The sequence below is a fragment of the Microbacterium luticocti DSM 19459 genome, assembly GCF_000422405.1.
Lineage (GTDB): Bacteria > Actinomycetota > Actinomycetes > Actinomycetales > Microbacteriaceae > Microbacterium > Microbacterium luticocti.
In genome coordinates, this window is record NZ_AULS01000018.1 from 25,231 (window position 1) to 45,473 (window position 20,243).

The window sequence follows — 20,243 nt, forward strand, 5'->3', positions numbered from 1 at the left end:
CCGTCCCGTCGGTCACGCGTCGCGTCTTTCGCGCGTCGCGTCTTTCGCGCGTTGCTTCTCTCGCGCGTCCGGTGTCGGCGTCCCTCGCCCCTCGTTTGTCCCGCCTTGCCCGGAACACGCCGACTCTCGCGTTTCCCACACTACTGTGCAGTGCGTGGTACTGTCTCTGGCAGAAGAGGCGGGGAGGCCATGGACACCACACAACTTCTCAAGGGCGTGCTCGACGCGGCGGTGCTCGCGGTCGTGCAGCACGACGACGGATACGGCTACGACATCGTGCGACGCCTGCGCGATGCCGGCCTCGGCGAGGTGGGGGATGCCTCGGTGTACGGCACGCTGCGGCGGCTGTACTCGGCGGGGGCGCTGTCGAGCTACGTCGTCCCTTCGGAGGGCGGACCGCACCGCAAGTACTACGCGATCAGCCCCGCCGGCCGCACCCTGCTCGACGAGCAGCGTGACGACTGGCAACGGTTCTCGACCGCCATGTCGGGGCTGCTGTCCACCGCGCCCGCTCCCGCTCTGCGCACGATCGGAGAGAACCGATGAACACCACCGTCACCCCCGAGATCGCGGCGTTCGCCGCCGCCGTCCGCGCGCAACTGCGCGACCTGCCCGTCGACGAGGTCGACGACATCGTCGACGGGCTGGAGTCGGATCTGGCCGAGCAGGCCGCTGAGCGCGGCGATGACTTCACGATTCCGGATGCCGCGGCGTACGCCGCCGAGCTGCGTGTGGCCGCGGGACTGCCCGAGCGGCCGGCGCCCGCCCGGCTGCGGCGACCGCTGGGTGAGCGTGTCACCGAGTGGCGGGAACGCACGGGCCGCAGCATCCGTTCGACCCGGGCCGGAGCGTGGCTGCTCGACTTCGCCGTCGCCCTGCGGCCGGTGTGGTGGCTGGCGCGCGGGTGGGCGCTGTACGTGCTGGTCGTGCTGATCCTCGGCCTGACCCTCTGGCGCGATCTGCTGGAGTCGCTGCCGATCCCCCGCTCGGGGTTCGCCGGCATCCTCGTGGCCGCGACGGCGGTGGTCAGCGTCCAGTGGGGACGGGGACGATGGATGCCGCGCCGCTGGCTGCGCGCGGGAGTCGTCGTGCTCAGCGTGGTGTCGGTCGTCATGCTTCCGTTCCTGGTGGGGTTCACCTTCGCGCAGATCCAGAGCTGGCGCGACAGCGGCTCCTACGGCGGCGGATACGAGCCGTCTCAGCCCGGGCTCGTGGTGGACGGCGGGCGCGTACGGAACGTGTTCGCCTACGACAAGGACGGCAACCCGCTCACCGATGTGCAGCTGTTCGACCAGGACGGCAGGCCACTGACGACGGTGGGCTCCGAGTACGCGCACGACGACACCGACGGCTACTTCTTCGGCGGCGGCGGACCCGTGCCGGTCGCGGTCACGGTACCGGGTCGGGCGCCGATCTGGAACGTGTTCCCGCTGGCCGAAATCCCCGCGGGCGCCCAGCCGGACGAGAACGGCAGGTACTCTCCCGATCTGGCGCAGCCGGCAGCCCCGCCGTTCGCGCAGGTGCCGTCGGTGGAGCGGCTGACAGCGCCCGCGACGACCGCCACGCCCGGGCCCGAGGCATCCGCCACGCCGGGGCCCGAGGCATCCGCCACGCCGCACGCGTCGTCCGGGGCCTCACCGCACCCATCGCCGACCGGACCGGCGCCGACGCCGACGGTGGGAGCGGACGGATGAGCCCCGCGCAGGCCGTGCCGGCCACGCCCCCGGAGGACCGGGCGCCCGAGGAGCGTGCCGCCGCGGCATCCTGGATCGGGCCCGACCTGGTCACCGGCGAGGGCATCGTCAGCGTCGACGTGACGTTCCTGGTGCGTCAGGCGCTCGGGTCGAGCGGGCGCTGATCGGGCGGGTCTGATTCCGCCGTGCCGGCACGGCCGGCGCGGACCCGGCCCCGCCGATCGAGCGCGTGCCGCACGCGCGCGTGCCGACCGCGCGCGTGCCGACCGCGCGCGTGCCGACCGCGCGCGTGCCGACCGCGCGCGTGCCGACCGCGCGCGTGCCGCGTCAGCCGGGCGTCAGCCGCGCGCGGCCCACCAGTCCCGCAGCCGACGCTCGGCCTCGTCCTCGCCGAGCATGCCCTCGTCGAGCCGCAGGTCGAGCAGGAACCGGTACGCCTCGCCGACCTCACGTCCGGGCTTCAGGCCCAGGATCTGCTGGATGCGGTTGCCGTCCAGTTCGGGCCGGATCGCGGCAAGCTCCTCCTGGGCGGCCAGCTCGTCGATGCGCCGCTCGATGTCGTCGTACGCCGCGGCGAGCCGGTGCGCCTTGCGCTTGTTGCGCGTGGTTACGTCGGCGCGGGTGAGGATGTGCAGCCGCTCGAGCTGGTCGCCGGCGTCGCGCACGTAGCGGCGCACCGCAGCATCCGTCCACGCCCCCTCGGCGTACCCGAAGAACCGCAGGTGCAGCTCGATGAGCGTGGCGACCGCGTCGGTGGTGGCCGAGTCGAACCGCAGCTCGCGCAGCCGCTTGCGCGCCATGCGCGCGCCCTTCACGTCGTGGTGATGGAAGGTGACCACCCCGCCCGGCTCGAGCTTGCGGGTGGCGGGCTTGCCGATGTCGTGCAGCAGCGCCGCCAGCCGCAGCGGCAGGTCGGGTGCGGCACCGGGATGGCGCGCGTGCTCGAGGTCGATGGCCTGCCGCAGCACGGTCAGCGAGTGCTCGTACACGTCCTTGTGGTGGTGATGCTCGTCGACCTCGAGGCGCAGCGCGGGGATCTCGGGCAGGAACTGTGCCATCAGCCCGGTGTCGACCAGCAGCCGGATGCCGCGCACCGGGTCGTCGGTGGCCAACAGCCGCATCAGCTCGCCCTGGATGCGCTCGGCCGACACGATCTGGATCGTCTCGCGCAGCTGCTCGATCGCGGCCACCGTGTCGTCGTCGACGTCGAACTCGAGTTGCGACGAGAACCGAGCGGCCCGCAGCATCCGCAACGGGTCGTCGCCGAAGCTGACGCGCGGGTCGATGGGGGTGCGCAGGATGCCTCTGACCAGGTCTTCGACGCCGCCGGTGGGGTCGACGAGCCGCTTGGCGGGAAGGAGCAGCGCCATCGCGTTGACGGTGAAGTCGCGGCGGCTGAGATCGCCGGTGATCGTGTCGCCGAACGCGACGACGGGCTTGCGGGTGGTGCCGTCGTAGCTGTCGGCGCGGTAGGTGGTGATCTCGACCTGTTCACCGGCCACGCGGGCGCCGATCGTGCCGAACTCGCGGCCGATGTCCCAGTGCGCGGTGGCGATCGGCTTCACAAGCCGCAGGATGTCGTCGGGTCGCGCGTCGGTCGTGAAGTCGAGATCGTGGGTGGTCCGGCCCAGCAGCGCGTCGCGCACCGGTCCACCGACGATCGCCAACTCGTGGCCGGCGGCGGCGAACGCCTCGGCGAGCGCCGACACCGCGGGGACCGCCGCCAACGCGTCCAGGCGCGCGAGACCCTCCGCCATGTTCAGCATGGATTCCAGCCTATCGGCCGTGGCATCCCGCCCCGGGGCGAGACCGCCGGCACGCGGTCACGCGAACGTGAGCACGCCCACCAGCAGCAGGTCGCGCACGCGCGGCAGCAGCTCGGCGCGCAGGGATGCCGCATCCACCTCCATCAGCTCGGCGACCGCCGCGATCAGCGCTCCCAGTGCCAGGTCGCCGTCGCACGAGCCGACCAGGGCCGCCAGCGCCGGATCGACCGGGATGACCCGCCCGAATCCGCCGCCCTGGTGCAGTTCGATGACGCTCGGCGACGCCGCCCCCGGCAGGTGATGCCGCGCCTCGGTGACGTCGCCGGCGACGACGAGGCGGGATGCCGCGAGCCCGGCGTCGTCCAGCGTCACAAGCCGGTCGTGCGCGGCCAGGCACCGCCCCAGGTGTTCCCCGAGTGCGCGGTCGGCGAGCGGCTGCATCACCCGCTCGTACCGCGCCAGCGTCGGCGCGCCCGAGACCGGCCGCCGCAGCAGCACGTACCCGAACCCGATCTCGGCGACCCCGCGCGCAGCGAAGTCGCCGAGCCAGGCGCCCAGCAGCCGGTCGTAGGCGGGCGTGCCGGGGACGGTGCCGCCGTCGCGGATCCACAGTTCGGCGTAGGCGACCGGGTCGAGCACTTCGCGCTCGAGCACCCACGCATCCAGTCCGGTCGCGTCGACCCAGGCGCGCACCCGGTCGAGTCCGGCGATGCCGTCGCGGCTCTCCCAGTTGCCGAGCAGCACGGCGGTGCCGCCGGGAGTGAGGTGGCCGGCGGCACCGGCGATCACCTCGGCGACCAGGCCGTCACCGGTGCGTCCGCCGTCGCGGTACTCGTACTCGGGCACGTCGCCGTCGCGCGGGGTGATCACGAACGGCGGGTTCGACACCACGCGGTCGAACCGCTCGCCGGCGACCGGCGCGAACAGGTCGCCGCATCGGGTGTCGATGCCGTCGACATCGTTGAGCAATGCGTTCAGCCGCGTGAACCGCAGTGCCCGCTGGGAGACGTCGGTGGCGACGACGGATGCCGCGGCCCGCCGCGCCCACAACGCCTGGATGCCGCAGCCGCAACCGAGATCGAGCACCCGGTCGACCGGGTCGGGCAACGCCAGTCCGGCAAGCGTGAGTGAGGCCCGGCCGACGCCCAGCACGTGGTCGGCGGGCAGCGGCCCGCCCAGGGCCGCCTCGTCGAGGTCGCTCGCGATCCACCATTCGCCCTCACCGGCCGCGTCGGCGAACGCCTGCGGGCGGATGAGCGCGAGCGCGCACACCGTGTCGCCGTCGCGCCGGGCCAGTCCGAGCCGCACGAGGCCGTCGACGCCGCTGGCGGTGAAGGTGGCGGATGCCTCGGCCACGGTGACCGGATCGCCGAGGCCGAAGAGCCTCGCCACGACCGCGAGCGCGCCGGGCTCACCGGACAGACGGCGACGGGCAGGCAGGGCGTGCCCGCGGCCGAGTACTCCGTCGGCGGCCGTGCCCCAGGCATCCCGCAGCGCGTCGGTGCGGTAGCCGGCGGCGTCCAGGTCGGCCGCGAGGGCGCGGCACAGTGTGGGATCGGGTTCGGGCAGCGGCATCCTCCCATTCAACCCTGCCTGCACCGGCGCGCTCGCCCCGGCGCGACCCGGCGCTGTCGCGGCACACCGCGCACGCCGCCTCGGGACTCTCGTCGTCACGGTGCGCGGGACCACCCGAGCAGAACCCGCCTGGTGCGACGACATCAGACCGGGTGGCGCTGCGTTCTGGGCCTGCGCGGTGTGCCGCTTACGGCGCGCACTCGGGAGGCGGATGGGCCCGCCCCGTAGAATCGCACCAGTCCGCGGCATCCGCCCGCGACCAGCCAGCATGTCCGTGACCGATCCTGATCCCGTCACGCGCGCGTCACAGGCCGCCGCCGAGCGCCCGCCCGCCGACCCGCGCGCCTGTGCCGACCGCACCGGCCGCCCCCGCAGCCGCCGCCACACCCGCAGCCCCCGCACCAGCCCCCGCACCAGCCGACGGAGTGCGATCCTGGGCGCGATCGCCGTCGCCACCGCCGTGCTGCTGTCGCCGCTGGCGTCCGCGTCGGGGCTCGGCACGGCCGGCGCGCTGCCGGCCGCCGTCGCCGACGACGCCACCCCCACCCCCACCCCGACACCGACGCTGTCGGGCCGCGTCGACGCCTACCTCTCGCCCACCGACAACGGCGTGCTGCGCGCCGGGCGTGCGCTGAGCGTGTGGGCCGCGCTGCGCAACGGCACCGACTCCACGCTGTCGCCGGCCTCGGTCTCGCTGCGCATCGACACCCATCCGATCGCCGACCGCGCCGCGCTGGCCACGTGGCTGAGCACGACCACAGCCCGATCCGGCATGAAGGCGCTGGGTGAGGCATCCATCGACCCGGTCGCCTCGGGCGAAGTGGGCCGCACCATGGTCACCGTGCCCGAGGACGACCCGGTGCTGGGCGCGCTGGGGCCCGGCGTCTACCCGCTGGCGGCGACGATCACCGGGGCGGGTCCCGCCCGCACGGTCACCAGCGTCATCGTCGTGCCCGATCCCGATGCGAAGCACCGCACCCCGGTCGGCCTGGTCGTGCCGATCACCGCGGGGGCGCTGGGCACCGGCCTGCTGGGCGCCGACGAGCTCGAGGCGCTCACCGCCCCCGACGGCCTGCTCACCGCCGAGCTCAACGCCGTCGCCGGCACCTCGGCCATCCTCGCCGTCGACCCCGCGGTGCCCGCCGCCATCCGCGTGCTCGGGTCGTCGGCGCCGCGCAGCGCGACCGACTGGCTCGACCGGCTGACCATGCTCTCGAACGAGCGGTTCGCGTTGCAGTTCGGCGACGCCGGCGTGGCCGTGCAGACCCGCAGCGGGCGCACCTCGCTGCTGCAGCCCACATCGCTGCAGTCGTACATGTCGCCCGAGGACTTCGCCACCGCCCCCACTCCGCCGCCCGGCCAGAGCCCCACCCCGACCGCGACGCCCACGCCCGACCAGACGCCCTCGCCCGCGCCGGGCGGACCGACGTACCCGACGCTCGAGGCGCTGCAGTACCTCGGTCCGAACACGCGCGGCGCGGTGCTGTGGCCGTTCTCGGGTACGGCGGGGGCGAAGGATGTCACGACCCTCGGCGCGATCTCGGCCGACGGCACCCCGTCGCTGACGCTCATCCCCTCCGACACCGCCGGTGCCGGGGCGACGGGGGCGGCGCCCGCGCGCGGGCGGGCGGGAACCGCCGACGTGCTCGTGTACGACACCGCGGTCTCGGATGCGCTGCGCACCGCCTCGACCGAAGACGATCCGGCCGTGCGCGGGTCGTCGCTGTCGGCCGCGACCGCCTATCTCGAACTGGCGCCGCACACGACGGGGAGCGCTCCGCTGCTCGCAGTGATCGACCGGTCGGCGACGCGGTCGGGGCTCGGCCTGTCGGCCGCGGTCGAGGCGGTGACCCGGGCTCCCGACACCTCGACGGCGACGCTGTCGGAGCTGTCTGCGGCATCCGCCCACCCGGTCACGGTGGGCGACGGGGTCGTCGACCCCGCCCGGGTGAACGCGCTGGACGGCCTGCTGTCCGACGAGCGCACGCTCACCACGTTCGCGTCGATCCTCGACGATCCGTCGCTGCTGACCGGTCCGGAGCGCGCCGCGATCCTCCAGCTGATCGGGGGAGGCTGGCTGGACGAGGCCGCCGGCTGGCGCGACGCGCTGGCGCAGCACCGCACCGCGACGCAGCAGACGCTGAACGCGGTCTCGCTGGCGCCGTCGAGCGACGTGAACCTGGCCGGCACCGTCGCGAGCCTGCAGTTCGGGGTGCGCAACGAGCTGCCCTGGCCGGTGAACCTCAGCCTCATCGTGCATCCCGACGACCTGCGGCTCGAGGTGCAGACCACCACCACGGTCGTCGCGCACGCGTCGAGCACCACCACGGTGCGGGTGCCGGTGCGCGCCCGCATCGGCAGCGGCGAGGTCACCCTCGACCTGCAGTTGCGCAGTCCCACCGGCGTGCGCATCGGCGAATCGCGGTCGGTCGCGGTGACCGTGCACGCCGACTGGGAGCAGATCGGCCTGGTCGTGCTCGGCGTGGCCGTGGGGGCGTTCCTGGTGATCGGGCTGATCCGCATGATCATCACGCGGCGGCGGCGCACCGACGGCGAGGGCACGGATGCCACCGGCCCGGGCGCCGATCCGGATGCCGGCACACGCACCGACCCCGACACAGGCACACCCGGCGGTTCCGGCTCGCACCCGGGCACCCCCACGGGCGCTGCCCGAGACGTCGACGAGACGCCCGACACCGGCGGCGCCTCCGACACCGACGCGGGCACCGACGCCCCGGACGCCGGCGACGCCCACGATGACGGGACGACACGATGAGCGGCATCGGACGGGCGAGCGTGCTCATCGGCGCTGGCACGGTCGTCTCGCGGCTGACCGGGTTCCTGCGCCAGATGGTGCTGGTGGCGGCACTGGCCGGTGCGACCACGGCCGGCGGCAACGCGTTCGCGCTGGCGAACCAGCTGCCCAACAACATCTACGCGATCATCTCCAGCGGGCTGCTCGCGGCGGTCGTGGTGCCCCAGGTCATCCAGGCGGCGTCGCATCCCGACGGCGGCAGCGCCTTCATCTCCAAGCTGTTCACCCTCGGCGCGGTCGGACTGCTCGCGGCGACCGCGATCGCGATGGTGTGCGCACCGTGGCTGGTGCACCTGTACGGGTACAAGTTCCCGCCCGAGCAGCAGGCCCTGGCCACGGCCTTCGCCTACTGGTGTCTGCCGCAGATCCTGTTCTACGGGCTGTATGCACTGGTCGGCGAGTCGCTGAACGCGCGGCGGGTGTACGGCCCGTTCACGTGGGCGCCGATCGTGAACAACATCGTCTCGATCGCCGGGTTCGGGCTGTTCATCGTGCTGCTCGGGCCCACCGGCGACATCGTGGCGTGGACACCCGGAAAGATCGCGATGATGGGCGGCACGGCCACCCTCGGCATCGTCGTGCAGGCCGTACTGCTGGCCGTGTACTGGCCGCGCACCGGTCTGCGCATCCGCCCCGACTTCCACTGGCGGGGCGTCGGCCTGAACCGCATCGGGCGACTGGCCGGCTGGACGTTCCTGATGGTCGTGGTCGGTCAGGTCTCGGGCGCGGTGCAGTCCGGTGTGCTGTCCGCCGCCGCCGAGCATGACCCCGGCATCCTCGTCACGCAGAACGCGTGGCTGCTGTACATGATCCCGTACTCGCTGATCATCATCTCGATCGGCACCCCGTACTTCACCCGACTCGCCGAGCACGCCGCCGCGGGGCGGCACGACCAGGTGCGTGCCGACTTCGGACGCAGCATCCGCACCCTCGGCGTGTTCATCGTGGTGGCCACGGCCGCCCTGGCCGCGGCATCCGTGCCCGCGTCGCGTCTGTTCACCGAGACGGCCGGCGAGGCACAGGCGGCGGCGATCGTGCTGCTGTGCTTTCTGATCAGCCTGATCCCGCACGCGGTGCAGTTCACCGTGCAGCGCACCTTCTACATGTACAACGACACGCGCACGCCGTTCGTGTTCACGGCCGTACAGGCGGTGTTGATCGCGGTCGCCTCGCCGATCGCGGGCGCGCTGCTGCCGGTGGCGGTGCTGGCGGCCGGGCTCGCGCTCATCCAATCGATCGCCACGGTGGTGCAGGTGCTGCTGGCCACCTGGCTGCTGCACCGCAAGATCGGCGACCTGGGGGCGCGGTCGTGGCTTCTCGCACTGCTGCGGTTCGTCGCCGCCGGTGTGCCCGCGGGCCTGGTCGGTTGGGGCCTGTTCACGCTCACCGGCGGGGCCACCGGCTGGACGACCGACAACCGGGTGCTCGCCGCCGTCGGGTGCCTGCTGATCGGCGGGGTCGCGCTGGTGGTGTACGTGCTGTTCTTGGCCGCGCTGCGCGCCCCCGAACTGCGGCCGGCCGTCGCCGCGGTCCGCCGTCTGGTGCGCCGCTGAGCAGTCTGCGGCGGCCCGGAATGCCCCGCGGTTACGATGTGTTGAGGCATCCAGGCGGCCCGCCGCCTGCAGACAGGAGATACCGTGCGCCAGCTCATCATCATCGGATCGGGTCCCGCCGCGCTCACCGCGGCGATCTATGCGGCCCGCGCCAACCTCAACCCGCTGGTCGTCGCCAGCAGCGTGGACGTCGGCGGTGAGCTGATGAACACGACCGACGTCGAGAACTTCCCCGGCTTCCCCGACGGCATCCAGGGTCCCGAGCTGATGGCGAAGATCCAGGCGCAGGCTGAGCGGTTCGGCGCCGAGATCCGCTATGACGACGCGGTCGAGCTCGACATCGCCGGCCCGGTCAAGCGGGTCACGCTCGGCAGCGGCACGGTCGAAGAGGCGGATGCGCTGATCTTCGCCACCGGTTCCGCGTATCGCAAGATCGGCATCGCCGGCGAAGAGCGCCTCTCGGGGCGCGGCGTGTCGTGGTGCGCCACCTGCGACGGCTTCTTCTTCCGCGAGAAGACCATCGCCGTGGTCGGCGGTGGCGACTCCGCGATGGAAGAGGCCACCTTCCTCACCCGCTTCGCCTCGAAGGTGTACGTGATCCACCGCCGCGGCGAACTGCGCGCGTCGAAGATCATGCAGGAACGGGCGTTCGCCAACGAGAAGATCGAGTTCGTCTGGAACAGCCAGGTGGTCGACATCCTGGGGACGGATGCCGTCACCGGTGTGGTGCTCGAATCCACGGTCGACGGCAGTCGGCGCGAGCTGGCGCTGGAGGGCGTGTTCGTCGCGATCGGCAACGACCCGCGCACCCACCTGGTGCACGACAAGCTCGAGCTGACCGCCGAGGGCACGGTCTGGGTCGACGGGCGTTCCTCGCGCACGTCCGTTCCCGGTGTGTTCGCCGCCGGCGACGTGATCGACCCGACCTACCGGCAGGCGGCCACCGCGGCCGGTTCGGGTACGGTCGCCGCGCTCGACGCCGAACACTATCTCGCCGCACTCGGCGAGGCGGGAACCCCGGACCCCGCCGCGGATGAGATCGGCGGGCGCGCCCACGTGGCATCCCCTGCCGTCTGAGCCACCACGCGGAACAAAGTCGCCGGCTGCGGCGTTGTAGCTTCACACAGACTTCCCACCGAAGGAGAGACATGACCGCCAAGGCGACCACATCCGCCACTTGGGACCAGGACGTCCTGCAGGCCTCCGGCCCCGTCCTCGTCGACTTCTGGGCCGCGTGGTGCGGCCCCTGCCGCATGGTCTCGCCGGTGCTCGACGAGATCGCCGCCGAGAACGCCGACAAGATCACCATCCTCAAGCTGAACGTGGACGAGAACCCGGATCTGGCGATGAAGTACCAGATCACCTCGATCCCGGCGATGAAGGTGTTCGAGAACGGCGAGGTGAAGACCTCGATCGTCGGAGCCAAGCCGAAGTTCGCGCTCGAGCAGGATCTCGCCGCGTATCTGCGCTGAGCCTTCCTCAGGGAGCAGCCCCCGTGACCGTCCGGTCGCGGGGGCTTTCTCGTGATCCGCGCGACCCCGCGTGCGACGTGGGAGTGCGGCTGGGCGCGGGCAGGCGCGTGGCGCGGGCGGGGCGACCGAGCGACGCGTGCCGGGCACGCTCGGTGGATGTGCTGTTGCCGGGTGGGTGGTCAGGAGGCGTCGGCCTGGATGACGGCATCCCACCGCCGATGCGTGTTGGCGTCACCGAGCAGACGCCACACCGCCGGTGTCAACGGTGGGTACTCCAGCGCAATCTGGCGCAGCACCCGATAGTGCCGGGCGGCGGTCGGCCGCACGCCACCGTTCGCGGCGATGTTCTCGGCGCGCAGCGTGAAGACGACGAGCTCGTCGACCGTCGGCAGGTCCTCCATGAAGTCCCACGGGTCCTCGCCGCCGAGCAGACGCTCGTGCACGAGCACGGCAAGCTCGTCGGCGGCCTCGGCCCGCAGCAACTCGAGGCTCGCACGACGCGGGATGCTCACATCGCGCGTCGGGTCGCCGGCGGAGTCGGTCATCGTCCCAGCCTACGCGTGCCCGCAGCCAGTCCCGTCATGGCGTGCCGGTCACGCGCCGAAGGTCGACTCCCCCAGTTCGGCGAGAATCCGGTTCAGATCCTGAACCGTTGCGAAGTCAATGCTGATCTGGCCTTTTCTCGCACCCAAGCTGACCTTGACCTTGGTGTTCAGCCGATCACCGAGCCGCTCGGCGACCTCGTTGAGGTAGGCCTGCCGCGCACCCGGTTTGGGTGGCGTGCTGCGGGTCGCCGCGGCATCCTTCGCCTTCGCGGCGGCCTCGGCCGCGCGCACCGACAGGTCCTCATTGACGATCTTGTCGGCCAGGCGTGCCATGGCGTCGGGGTCGTCGAGCGAGAGGATGGCGCGGGCGTGGCCGGCGCTGAGCACCCCGGCGGCGACCCGCTGCTGCACCGGAACCGGCAGCTTGAGCAACCGGATCGTGTTGCTGATCTGGGGGCGGGACCGTCCGATGCGGGTGGCCAGCTCCTCCTGGGTGATGCCGAAGTCGTCGAGCAGCTGCTGGTACGCGGACGCCTCTTCGAGGGGGTTCAGTTCGGAGCGGTGCAGGTTCTCGAGCAGGGCGTCGCGCAGCAGGTGCTCGTCGGCGGTGTCGCGCAGGATCGCGGGGATGGATTCCAGTCCCGCCTCGCGAGCGGCACGGGTGCGGCGCTCGCCCATGATGAGTTCGTAGTCGCCATCGCCGTTCTCGCGCACCACGACCGGTTGCAGCACACCGAACTCACGCACACTGTGCACCAGTTCGGCGAGATCGTCCGCGTCGAAGACCGTGCGCGGCTGTCGGGGGTTGGGGACGATCCGGCGCGGATCGACCTGGATCAGGCGGGCACCCGGGACGGCGACGAGCTCGGCGTCGGGGGCGTCGGCCGTGGCATCCGTGGCAGGGGTCTTCGGCTTCTCCGTACGCGTACCGGCCGTGCGCGGCGTCGCGCCCGGGAAGAAGACGTCGACGGGGCGCTCCTGCGTCGCCTCTGCCGTGGGGATGAGCGCGCCGATGCCACGCCCGAGTCCTGTCCGCTTGGCCGCCATCAGGCGCCTCCTTCATTCGCCGCCGACTCGGCGTGCGTGTCGTTGTACCGCTGGATGATCTCGACGGCGGCCTCGCGGTAGGCGATGGCACCGGCCGACTGGCCGTCGTAGGCGATGACCGTCTGACCGAAGCTGGGCGCCTCACTCACCCGTACCGAACGGGGGATCACGGTGTCGAGCACCTGCTCGGCGAAGTGCGAGCGCACCTCTTCGGCGACCTGCTGTGCGAGGCGGGTGCGCCCGTCGTACATCGTGAGCAGGATCGTCGAGACGTGCAGAGCCGGATTGAGATGCTTCTGGATCATGCGCACGTTGCCGAGCAGCTGACTCAGGCCCTCGAGCGCGTAGTACTCGCACTGGATCGGGATGAGCACTTCGTGTGCGGCGGTGAAGGCGTTGATCGTGAGCAGCCCCAGCGACGGCGGGCAGTCGATGATGACGAAGTCCGGCTTGTGCTCCACGGTGCTGAGGTAGTCCTCGAGTGCGGTGCGCAGCCGGTGTTCGCGGGCGACCTGAGATACGAGTTCGATCTCGGCGCCGGCGAGGTGGATCGTGCTGGGTGCGCAGGTGAGCAGGTCGGACTCGGGGCTGGTCTGCACGATGTCTGAGATCGGGAACTCGTCGATCAGGACGTCGTAGACGCTGGGGGTGTCCGTGCCATGGGGGATGCTGAGTGCGGTCGACGCGTTCCCTTGGGGATCGAGGTCGACGACGAGCACGCGAGCACCGACGTTCGCGAGCGCGGCAGCGAGGTTGACGGCGGTCGTCGTCTTACCGACGCCACCCTTCTGGTTCGACACGGTGATGATGCGCGTGCGCCCGGGAAGTGAGACCGTCGCTGAGTCCAGGTTCTTGCGCCGCGCGGTCAGATCGGCGAGTTCGCGCGCGATGGGGCTGTCGTCGAGAGGGTCGAGTGCCGTGACGTCCGAGTTCTCGGATTGTTTCACGTGAAACACACTCCCTCTTCGTGCGGTCGACCCCGTCAAGTCTAGACGGCACCTCCCCCACCGCCGGCCCATCGGGACGCTCACGCGGGCCGCGATCGCGCCCCCGATACCGCCGCGTCACACACCCGCACGCCGGCCGTGGAAGGAAGCACCCGGAGGCCGATCAACAATTCCTCCCGCGCCAGACGCGTTTCACGTGAAACATCGTCTCGGCGCGACGGTGCGGCCGCCACACACCGTCCCCGAGTCGACCATCCGGCCATTACCCAACCACGCGAGAGAACACGGCAGCGGCTCGGACAACCCGGCGGTGGCGTATGCAACACGATGTGGGGCGCGACGCGGACGAGTCGAGTGTGTCGAGTGGGCGGTCCGAAACAGACAGAGGTGTTCGCCGCGAGCCCCCACCCGTTTCACGTGAAACATCGTCTAATCGCAACGAACGCGTCGGACGCACAGACTGCCGTCCAACCGACCATCACGGCCAACCACGTGTCAGAACACGGCAGCAGGTGAGACAACATGGCCGGGGCGCACGCAACACGATGTCGGCGAGACAACACGACGTGGGCGAGTGGAGCGTGCAGTCGGAAAGCGAAGGATCCCTCCGGCCGACCCGTTTCACGTGAAACATCGTCTCTGCGTGACCCGACGCGTCCACCAGCACTGACGTCGAATCAACTATTCGGATACGCCCAACGATGTGTGAGAACACGGCAGCAGATGCGACCGCGTGGTGATAGCCACAACACGATGTGATCGAGACAACACGACCTGCGCGAGTGGGGCGCAGAGTCCAACACAGAGGTGTTCCCGCTGGGTCCGGGCCGTTTCAAGTGAAACATCGTCTCGATGCGATGGATACGTCCGCTCCACACGGCCACCGCTTCGGTGACGGCGGCCACCCGGTCAACCGGACCGAGCCGATACCGGCGCATTCCGTTTCACGTGAAACATGCACCGCGCACCCACCGCCCGGTCGCCTCTGCCGCCCGCGGTTCGGCAACCATCGCGGGCTGTCATCGCAGTGTTTCACGTGAAACGTTCACGTGGACCCGGGTGCCGGCGTGACGTACGCTTTCGCGTGCGGCCTCCCCTCACACAACGAGCCCCACGTCCACAAGCTGCGAGCTCCAACCCGCTCGCGCCAGCGGATCACCGGACGCTTTCCCGCACACCCCAATCCGATGGCGAACAACCCGGTGGCGAACCAGCCCGCGAGTGATGCCAGAGCGGGGGAGGCGAACAGGATGCTGCTTGTTTCACGTGAAACGTCGTCCCGTTCGTCACCAGCTCCACTGGCCCAGCCCCACGCAGATGCGACAACGCCACGACGCATCAGCGCGTGCAGACCGGGATCACCTCCCGTGATTCGCCCAGGGTGCGGTGACCTCGCGGTCGTCAATCGTCATCACGGCACCGAAACGCCAGCGCCACACCGTTCTAGCGACGATGACCGACGGTGGCCCGCACGACGCGAGATGGCTCGGGGACGATCCCCTCACCGACCAGCTCGACGCGCACATCACTCAGTCCGAACCGTCGGATCTGCTTCTGTGCCGCCTCGATCTCGGCCGGCGCCCCCGCACCCTTCAGCAACACGAGCTCGCCACCGTCCCGCACCAACGGTGCCGTCAGCGGGATCAGTGTGCGCAGTGCGCTCACCGCACGAGCGGTCACCGCATCCAGCACCGGCCCCTGCTTCCACTCCTCGGCCCGCGCACGCACGACCTCGACGTTGTCCAGCCCCAGCTGCTGCTTCTGTTCCTGCAGCCAGGCCACCCGCCGTTCCATGGGCTCGATGAGCACCCACTCGACGTCCGGTCGCGCGATCGCCAGCACCAGGCCCGGCAGGCCGGCGCCCGAACCGACATCGCCCACCCGCCCGGAGAACAGTGGCGCGATCACTGCACTGTTCAGGATGTGGCGCGACCACAGCCGCGGCCGTTCGAGTGGGCCGATAAGACCACGTTCTTCGCCGTGTTCGGCGAGAGCGGTGGCGAACCGGCGGGCCGGTTCGATGCGATCACCGAACACGACGGCCGCCGCAGCCGGCTCCGACTCGACCGGCGGAACCGTGTCGTCAGTCATGTTTCACGTGAAACATCAGCCGCGGCGGATGACCGTGTGTCGGTCGGCGCCGTCACCGTACGACTCCGAGACGAAGCCCCGGTCGGCCACGATGTCGTGGACCAGCTTGCGCTCGTAGCTCGACATGGCCGGCAGCGACGCCTGTGACGCACCGTCCTCGAGCTTTTCGATCGCGCGGTCGACCAGCACGGCGAGCTCGCGTTGCCGCGCGTCGCGTGATCCACCGATGTCGAGGATCAGTCGCGAGAACCGGCCGGTGCGGTTCTGCACCGCCAACCGGGTGAGCTCCTGCACGGCCTGCACGGTGTCGGGGTCGGCCAGAGCGCCCAATGCCGCGGCATCCTCCGCCTCGACGGACACATACGCACGGCCGTTGCGCACATCGAGGGTCAGGTCACCGTCGACGTCGGCGATGTCGAGCAGTCCCTCGACGAAGTCGGCGGCGATGTCACCCTCTTCTTCGAGCTGCTCGACCGTCACGTCCTGATCGTCGGAGGGGGCAGGGATCTCTGTCGTCGACATGGTGTTCCTTACTCTCGACAGGTCAGGACTTCGTGGGCGCCGGCCCATCGGCCGCACCCGGTCTCTTCTTCTTGGCCCGCTGCTTGCTCATCGGCTGCTGACGCTTCGGTGCCTGGGCTTTGGCCTTCTCGGCCTCCTCGAGCAGACGCTGCTGCTCCGCGACGTACTTCTCCATCGGCACGATCTTGCCGTTGGCGTCCAGGGCCTTGCCCTTGCGCGCCAGACGCTCTTCGCGCTCCTTGGCCGCCTGCGAGCCGGGCGTCGGCATGTTGCGGATGACCATGAACTGCTGCACCGCGGTCCAGATGTTCGAGGTGAACCAGTAGATGACCACACCGAGCGGGAAGAACACACCCGAGAACACGAACGCGAACGGCAGGATGTAGACCATCATCCGCTGCATCTTGTACGCCTGGCCTTGCTTGGCCTCGGGCGAGAGGTTCTTCGAGACGATCTGCAACTGGGTGAAGAACTGCGACGCGATCATCAGCACGACCAGCGTCACCATGATCGTCGTGGTGGTCTGCCAGCCGGCTTCCTTCAGCTGCAGCACGCCCTGCAGCGACTCGTGCAGCGACGCCACGCCGAACAGCCGCGCGTTGTAGAACTCTAGCGTCAGCTCGGGCGTCAACCAGAAGATGCCGCCGTGACCGAGTTCGGCGTTGGTCTTGATCGTCGACAGCACGCTGTACAGCGAGAAGAACACCGGCATCTGCACCAGGATCGGCAGACAGCCCGACACCGGTGAGGTGCCATTCTTCTTGTACAGCGCCATCGTCTCGCGGCTCATCGCCTCACGCGAGAGCTGGTCGCGCTTGCCCTTGTACTTCCCCTGGATCTTCTTGAGCTCAGGCGCGATCTCCATCATCTTGCGCTGGCTCTTGATCTGCTTGACGAACAGCGGAACGAGCGCCGCACGCACCACGATGACCAGGCCGATGATGGACAAAACCCAGGTCAGACCGCCAGCCGGGTTCATACCGACGAATGTGAACAGGGCGTGGAAGGCGACGAGGATGAGCTCGACCATCCACTTCAGCGGCCACAGCACGAACCCGATCGGATCGAAGCCGCCGCCTGAGGCGGTCGGCGACGGCGAGGGCGTGCTCGCGGCGAGAAACAGCAGATCCTGCAACGGATCAGTCCTTTCTGGGGGGCACGACGAATCCGTGCGGAGTCAGCTCGTAACAGAAGCGGGGGTTCACGCGCACATCGTCGATGCCGCCGGCCGCCCACGGGTGGCACCGCGCGATGCGGGCCGCGGCCAGCACCGTGCCCTTCGTGGCACCGTGCTGCTGCACCGCCCCGACCGCATAGGCCGAGCACGAGGGGTAGTACTTGCAGACGTCGCCGTAGGTGTGCGAGATCGTCGCGCGATAGCCGTGCAGCAGAGCCAGCAGCACGTTACGGGGCAGAAGAAGGATGCTGCGCCACAGACCGGTGTGACGGAACCCGCCGCTGCCGACATAGGCCGTCGGCAGCGTGGTCGCGCTCACGCGGCCCTCCGCGCCAGGCACCGGGCGACCTCGGCCTGAAGTTGCGCGTAATCGGCGTGCGCTGCGGCCGGCAGTGCACGGATCACCACGTCCACGCCGGTGCGCACCTGCGGCAGCGCGCCGGCGCACACTGCCTTGAGGCGACGGCGCACGGTGTTGCGCGTGACGGCGGTGCCGACCTGCTTGCTCACGATGAACCCGAACCGCGGCCCCCGCTGCTCGTCGGTTGAGACGACGTACGTCACGGTGTGCGGACCGGCACACTTCACACCCCGACGGACGACGGCCTTGTAATCCGCTCCGCGGGTCAGCCGATTCGGCCTCGCGAGCACCGGAATCGGGTCAGGCCGACAGCTCGCTGCGGCCCTTGGCGCGGCGGGCCGACAGGATGCCACGGCCCGCGCGGGTGCGCATACGGGCACGGAAGCCGTGCTTCTTGGCACGACGGCGGTTGTTGGGCTGGAAGGTGCGCTTGCTCATGGGTACACTCCGGAGGTTCACCGGGTCTGATGCCCGGAGACGACGATGCGGGACCGCGCCCCTGGGGGCACAAGTCAACCGACTAAGGCTACGTCGCAGCCGGGGATAACTCAAACCGGATGCCGCGGGTCGCACATTATCCACAGGTGGGCGACATCCCCTGAAAGGGACACGCGGCCCGGCCCTACAGTGGAGTTTGCTCTCTGAGCACGCGCTGACTAGCGTTGCTCGGGCACGTTATCCACAGGCTGGGGCACCCGCTGTCGCCTGTGCCGCATCAACCGCCGGGGGAGGCCATGTCAGCACAGGAAGATCCCGACGTCCCCATCTGGGGAACCGTGCTGCACCTGCTCGAGGCCGACGACCGGATCACCCCGCAGATGTGGGGCTTTCTGCACCTGGCCGTGCCGCAGGGCGTGATGGGCGGCATCCTCTACATCGACGTGCCCAACGACCTCACCGCGGCGCAGATCAACAAGCGCATGCGCGCTCCGATCATGGAGGCGCTCGAGCACGCCGGCGACGAGGTCTCGTCGTTCCGGGTCGTCGTGAACCCCGACATCACCGACGCACACCTGACGGCTGCGATCCCGGTGCAGACCGCACCGTCGCCGACGGTCGAGCCGCAGCATCCCGAGCGTCTCGAACCGGCACCGCAGGCACCACGCAACGAAACGCGACTGAACCCGAAGTACACCTTCGACAGCTTCGTGATCGGCCAGTCCAACCGGTTCGCACATGCCGCGGCTGTCGCCGTCGCCGAGGCTCCCGCCAAGGCCTACAACCCGCTGTTCATCTACGGCGACTCGGGCCTGGGAAAGACCCACCTGCTGCACGCGATCGGCGACTACGCACAGAGCATGTACGCCGGCATCCGGGTGCGCTACGTCTCGAGCGAAGAGTTCACGAACGACTTCATCAACTCGATCGCCAACAATCGCGGCTCGGCGTTCCAGGCCCGCTACCGCGACGTCGACATCCTGCTGATCGACGACATCCAGTTCCTGCAGGGGCGCGCCGAGACGCAGGAGGCGTTCTTCCACACCTTCAACCAGCTGCACGACCACGACAAGCAGGTCGTCATCACCAGTGACGTGCCGCCCAAGCACCTCACCGGCTTCGAGGACCGCATGCGCAGTCGGTTCGAGTGGGGGCTGATCACCGACGTGCAGGCGCCCGACCTCGAGACACGCATCGCGATCCTGCGAAAGAAGGCGCAGAGCGAGCGGCTGCAGATCCCCGACGAGGTGCTCGAGTACATCGCCACCAAGGTCTCGACCAACATCCGCGAGCTCGAAGGCGCCCTCATCCGGGTGTCGGCGTTCGCGAGCCTGAACCGGTCGACGCTCGACATGACCCTCGCGCAGACCGTGCTGCGCGACATCGTCGACCAGGACGACGCCAACATCATTTCGCCGACCGACATCATCACCGCCACCGCCGCCTACTTCAAGCTCTCGGTCGACGACCTGTACGGGTCGAGCCGGTCGCAGGCGGTGGCGCAGGCCCGGCAGATCGCCATGTACCTGTGCCGTGAGCGCACCAGCCTGTCACTGCCCAAGATCGGCCAGCTGTTCGGCGGGCGCGACCACACCACGGTCATGTACGCGTACAAGAAGATCAGCGACCTGATGAAGGAACGCCGCTCGATCTTCAACCACGTCACCGACATCACCGCGCAGCTCGGCCGCAACGGCCGCTGAACCCGCCGCCGCGTTCCCACCGTCGACGACGCACAGGTCGGCCTCTCGGCCGTGAGCGATGCGTAGGTCGGCCGCCTGGCTGCGAACGCTCCGCACGCCGTCACGTCGGCATCCGATCCACGCCGAATCCGGTCTTGACAGCGGGATGCCGCATCCGCAGAATATGCGTTCTGCACAGTGTGGATAACTTGTGGAGAACACGTTCCGAGGTGTCATCCGATGTGGGCGATGCGCCGGACGGTGTGGATAACTCGGGGACGGTCGGTCGCGGCCACCGCGGGTTGTCCCGCAGGATTCCGCAGCACATCCACATCTCACACGGATGTAGTTCCCTACTGCCGACGCCCATCCACCGACTTATCCACAGTGTCCACAGCGGTTAACACCATCACAGAGACTTAACCGTGAAAGACCGATCCGATCACCTTCTGCACAGCGCTCCGGGTCCGGCTGCACAGTGGTCCGGGGTCCGGCCGGCCACGGCCGGTGTGCCCGGATGCCTCGGCAGGAGGGGACCGAGGGCACTAGCATGAGAAA

The 20,243-nt window shown here is 70.0% G+C and carries 19 protein-coding genes; 8 read left to right on the plus strand and 11 right to left on the minus strand.

What is annotated here, in order from left to right:
• Positions 1-189 precede the first annotated feature (189 nt).
• The 3 genes from H577_RS0111635 to H577_RS17705 are packed head-to-tail and all read left to right on the plus strand — an operon-like array spanning position 190 to position 1,858.
• The gene (locus H577_RS0111635; RefSeq protein ID WP_029146091.1) at positions 190-546 is read left to right on the plus strand and encodes a PadR family transcriptional regulator; all 357 of its coding nucleotides are present in this window, start codon (positions 190-192) and stop codon (positions 544-546) included.
• Positions 543-1,694, plus strand: coding sequence for a hypothetical protein (locus H577_RS0111640; protein WP_029146092.1), 1,152 nt, complete (start codon positions 543-545; stop codon positions 1,692-1,694). The genes H577_RS0111635 and H577_RS0111640 overlap by 4 nt, the downstream gene beginning before the upstream one ends.
• Entirely contained in the window at positions 1,691-1,858 is a 168-nt protein-coding gene (locus H577_RS17705) for a hypothetical protein (RefSeq protein ID WP_156876644.1), read from the plus strand. Before H577_RS0111640 ends, H577_RS17705 begins: the two co-directional genes overlap by 4 nt.
• Before the next feature lie 174 nt (positions 1,859-2,032).
• Here H577_RS17705 and H577_RS0111650 read toward each other — a convergent pair whose 3' ends face one another.
• Positions 2,033-3,460: a CCA tRNA nucleotidyltransferase gene (locus H577_RS0111650; RefSeq protein ID WP_029146093.1), complete on the minus strand. Its 1,428-nt coding sequence runs from the start codon at positions 3,458-3,460 to the stop codon at positions 2,033-2,035.
• A gap of 57 nt (positions 3,461-3,517) precedes the next feature.
• The gene (locus H577_RS0111655; protein ID WP_036284918.1) at positions 3,518-5,035 is read right to left on the minus strand and encodes a DUF7059 domain-containing protein; all 1,518 of its coding nucleotides are present in this window, start codon (positions 5,033-5,035) and stop codon (positions 3,518-3,520) included.
• A 268-nt stretch (positions 5,036-5,303) separates the two neighbouring features.
• On the opposite strand from H577_RS0111655, the gene H577_RS16345 reads away from it, so the two are divergent.
• From H577_RS16345 to trxA, 4 genes are all read left to right on the plus strand, one after another.
• Entirely contained in the window at positions 5,304-7,811 is a 2,508-nt protein-coding gene (locus H577_RS16345; protein ID WP_156876645.1) for a DUF6049 family protein, read from the plus strand.
• A complete protein-coding gene (murJ, locus tag H577_RS0111665) occupies positions 7,808-9,403 on the plus strand; it encodes a murein biosynthesis integral membrane protein MurJ (RefSeq protein ID WP_029146095.1) in 1,596 nt (531 codons plus the stop codon). The genes H577_RS16345 and murJ overlap by 4 nt, the downstream gene beginning before the upstream one ends.
• Before the next feature lie 84 nt (positions 9,404-9,487).
• Positions 9,488-10,480, plus strand: a complete 993-nt coding sequence (trxB, locus tag H577_RS0111670; RefSeq protein ID WP_029146096.1) for a thioredoxin-disulfide reductase — start codon at positions 9,488-9,490, stop codon at positions 10,478-10,480.
• Positions 10,481-10,551: 71 nt separating this feature from the next.
• A complete protein-coding gene (gene trxA / locus H577_RS0111675; protein WP_029146097.1) occupies positions 10,552-10,875 on the plus strand; it encodes a thioredoxin in 324 nt (107 codons plus the stop codon).
• 179 nt (positions 10,876-11,054) lie between these two features.
• On the opposite strand, the gene H577_RS0111680 is transcribed toward trxA, so the two are convergent.
• From H577_RS0111680 to rpmH, 9 genes are all read right to left on the minus strand, one after another.
• Positions 11,055-11,420 (minus strand): hypothetical protein, encoded by a 366-nt coding sequence (locus H577_RS0111680; RefSeq protein ID WP_036284924.1) that lies wholly within the window; start codon positions 11,418-11,420, stop codon positions 11,055-11,057.
• Positions 11,421-11,468: 48 nt separating this feature from the next.
• Complete coding sequence (locus tag H577_RS0111685) at positions 11,469-12,467, minus strand: ParB/RepB/Spo0J family partition protein (protein ID WP_029146099.1); 999 nt, start codon at positions 12,465-12,467, stop codon at positions 11,469-11,471.
• Positions 12,467-13,414, minus strand: coding sequence for a ParA family protein (locus tag H577_RS0111690; RefSeq protein WP_051191992.1), 948 nt, complete (start codon positions 13,412-13,414; stop codon positions 12,467-12,469). The genes H577_RS0111685 and H577_RS0111690 overlap by 1 nt, the downstream gene beginning before the upstream one ends.
• A 1,443-nt stretch (positions 13,415-14,857) precedes the next feature.
• Entirely contained in the window at positions 14,858-15,505 is a 648-nt protein-coding gene (gene rsmG / locus H577_RS0111695) for a 16S rRNA (guanine(527)-N(7))-methyltransferase RsmG (RefSeq protein ID WP_029146101.1), read from the minus strand.
• A 15-nt stretch (positions 15,506-15,520) separates the two neighbouring features.
• Positions 15,521-16,027, minus strand: a complete 507-nt coding sequence (locus tag H577_RS0111700) for a Jag family protein (protein ID WP_029146102.1) — start codon at positions 16,025-16,027, stop codon at positions 15,521-15,523.
• A 22-nt stretch (positions 16,028-16,049) separates the two neighbouring features.
• Positions 16,050-17,153: a membrane protein insertase YidC gene (gene yidC / locus H577_RS0111705; protein ID WP_281166863.1), complete on the minus strand. Its 1,104-nt coding sequence runs from the start codon at positions 17,151-17,153 to the stop codon at positions 16,050-16,052.
• 13 nt (positions 17,154-17,166) lie between these two features.
• Positions 17,167-17,508, minus strand: a complete 342-nt coding sequence (gene yidD / locus H577_RS0111710) for a membrane protein insertion efficiency factor YidD (RefSeq protein WP_245570392.1) — start codon at positions 17,506-17,508, stop codon at positions 17,167-17,169.
• A gap of 11 nt (positions 17,509-17,519) precedes the next feature.
• Positions 17,520-17,918: a ribonuclease P protein component gene (gene rnpA, locus H577_RS0111715; RefSeq protein WP_342664749.1), complete on the minus strand. Its 399-nt coding sequence runs from the start codon at positions 17,916-17,918 to the stop codon at positions 17,520-17,522.
• Complete coding sequence (gene rpmH / locus H577_RS0111720; protein ID WP_029146106.1) at positions 17,866-18,003, minus strand: 50S ribosomal protein L34; 138 nt, start codon at positions 18,001-18,003, stop codon at positions 17,866-17,868. Before rpmH ends, rnpA begins: the two co-directional genes overlap by 53 nt.
• A 296-nt stretch (positions 18,004-18,299) precedes the next feature.
• On the opposite strand from rpmH, the gene dnaA reads away from it, so the two are divergent.
• On the plus strand, positions 18,300-19,706 hold the full coding sequence (gene dnaA / locus H577_RS0111725) for a chromosomal replication initiator protein DnaA (protein ID WP_029146107.1): 1,407 nt from the start codon (positions 18,300-18,302) through the stop codon (positions 19,704-19,706).
• The last annotated feature ends 537 nt before the right edge of the window (positions 19,707-20,243 follow it).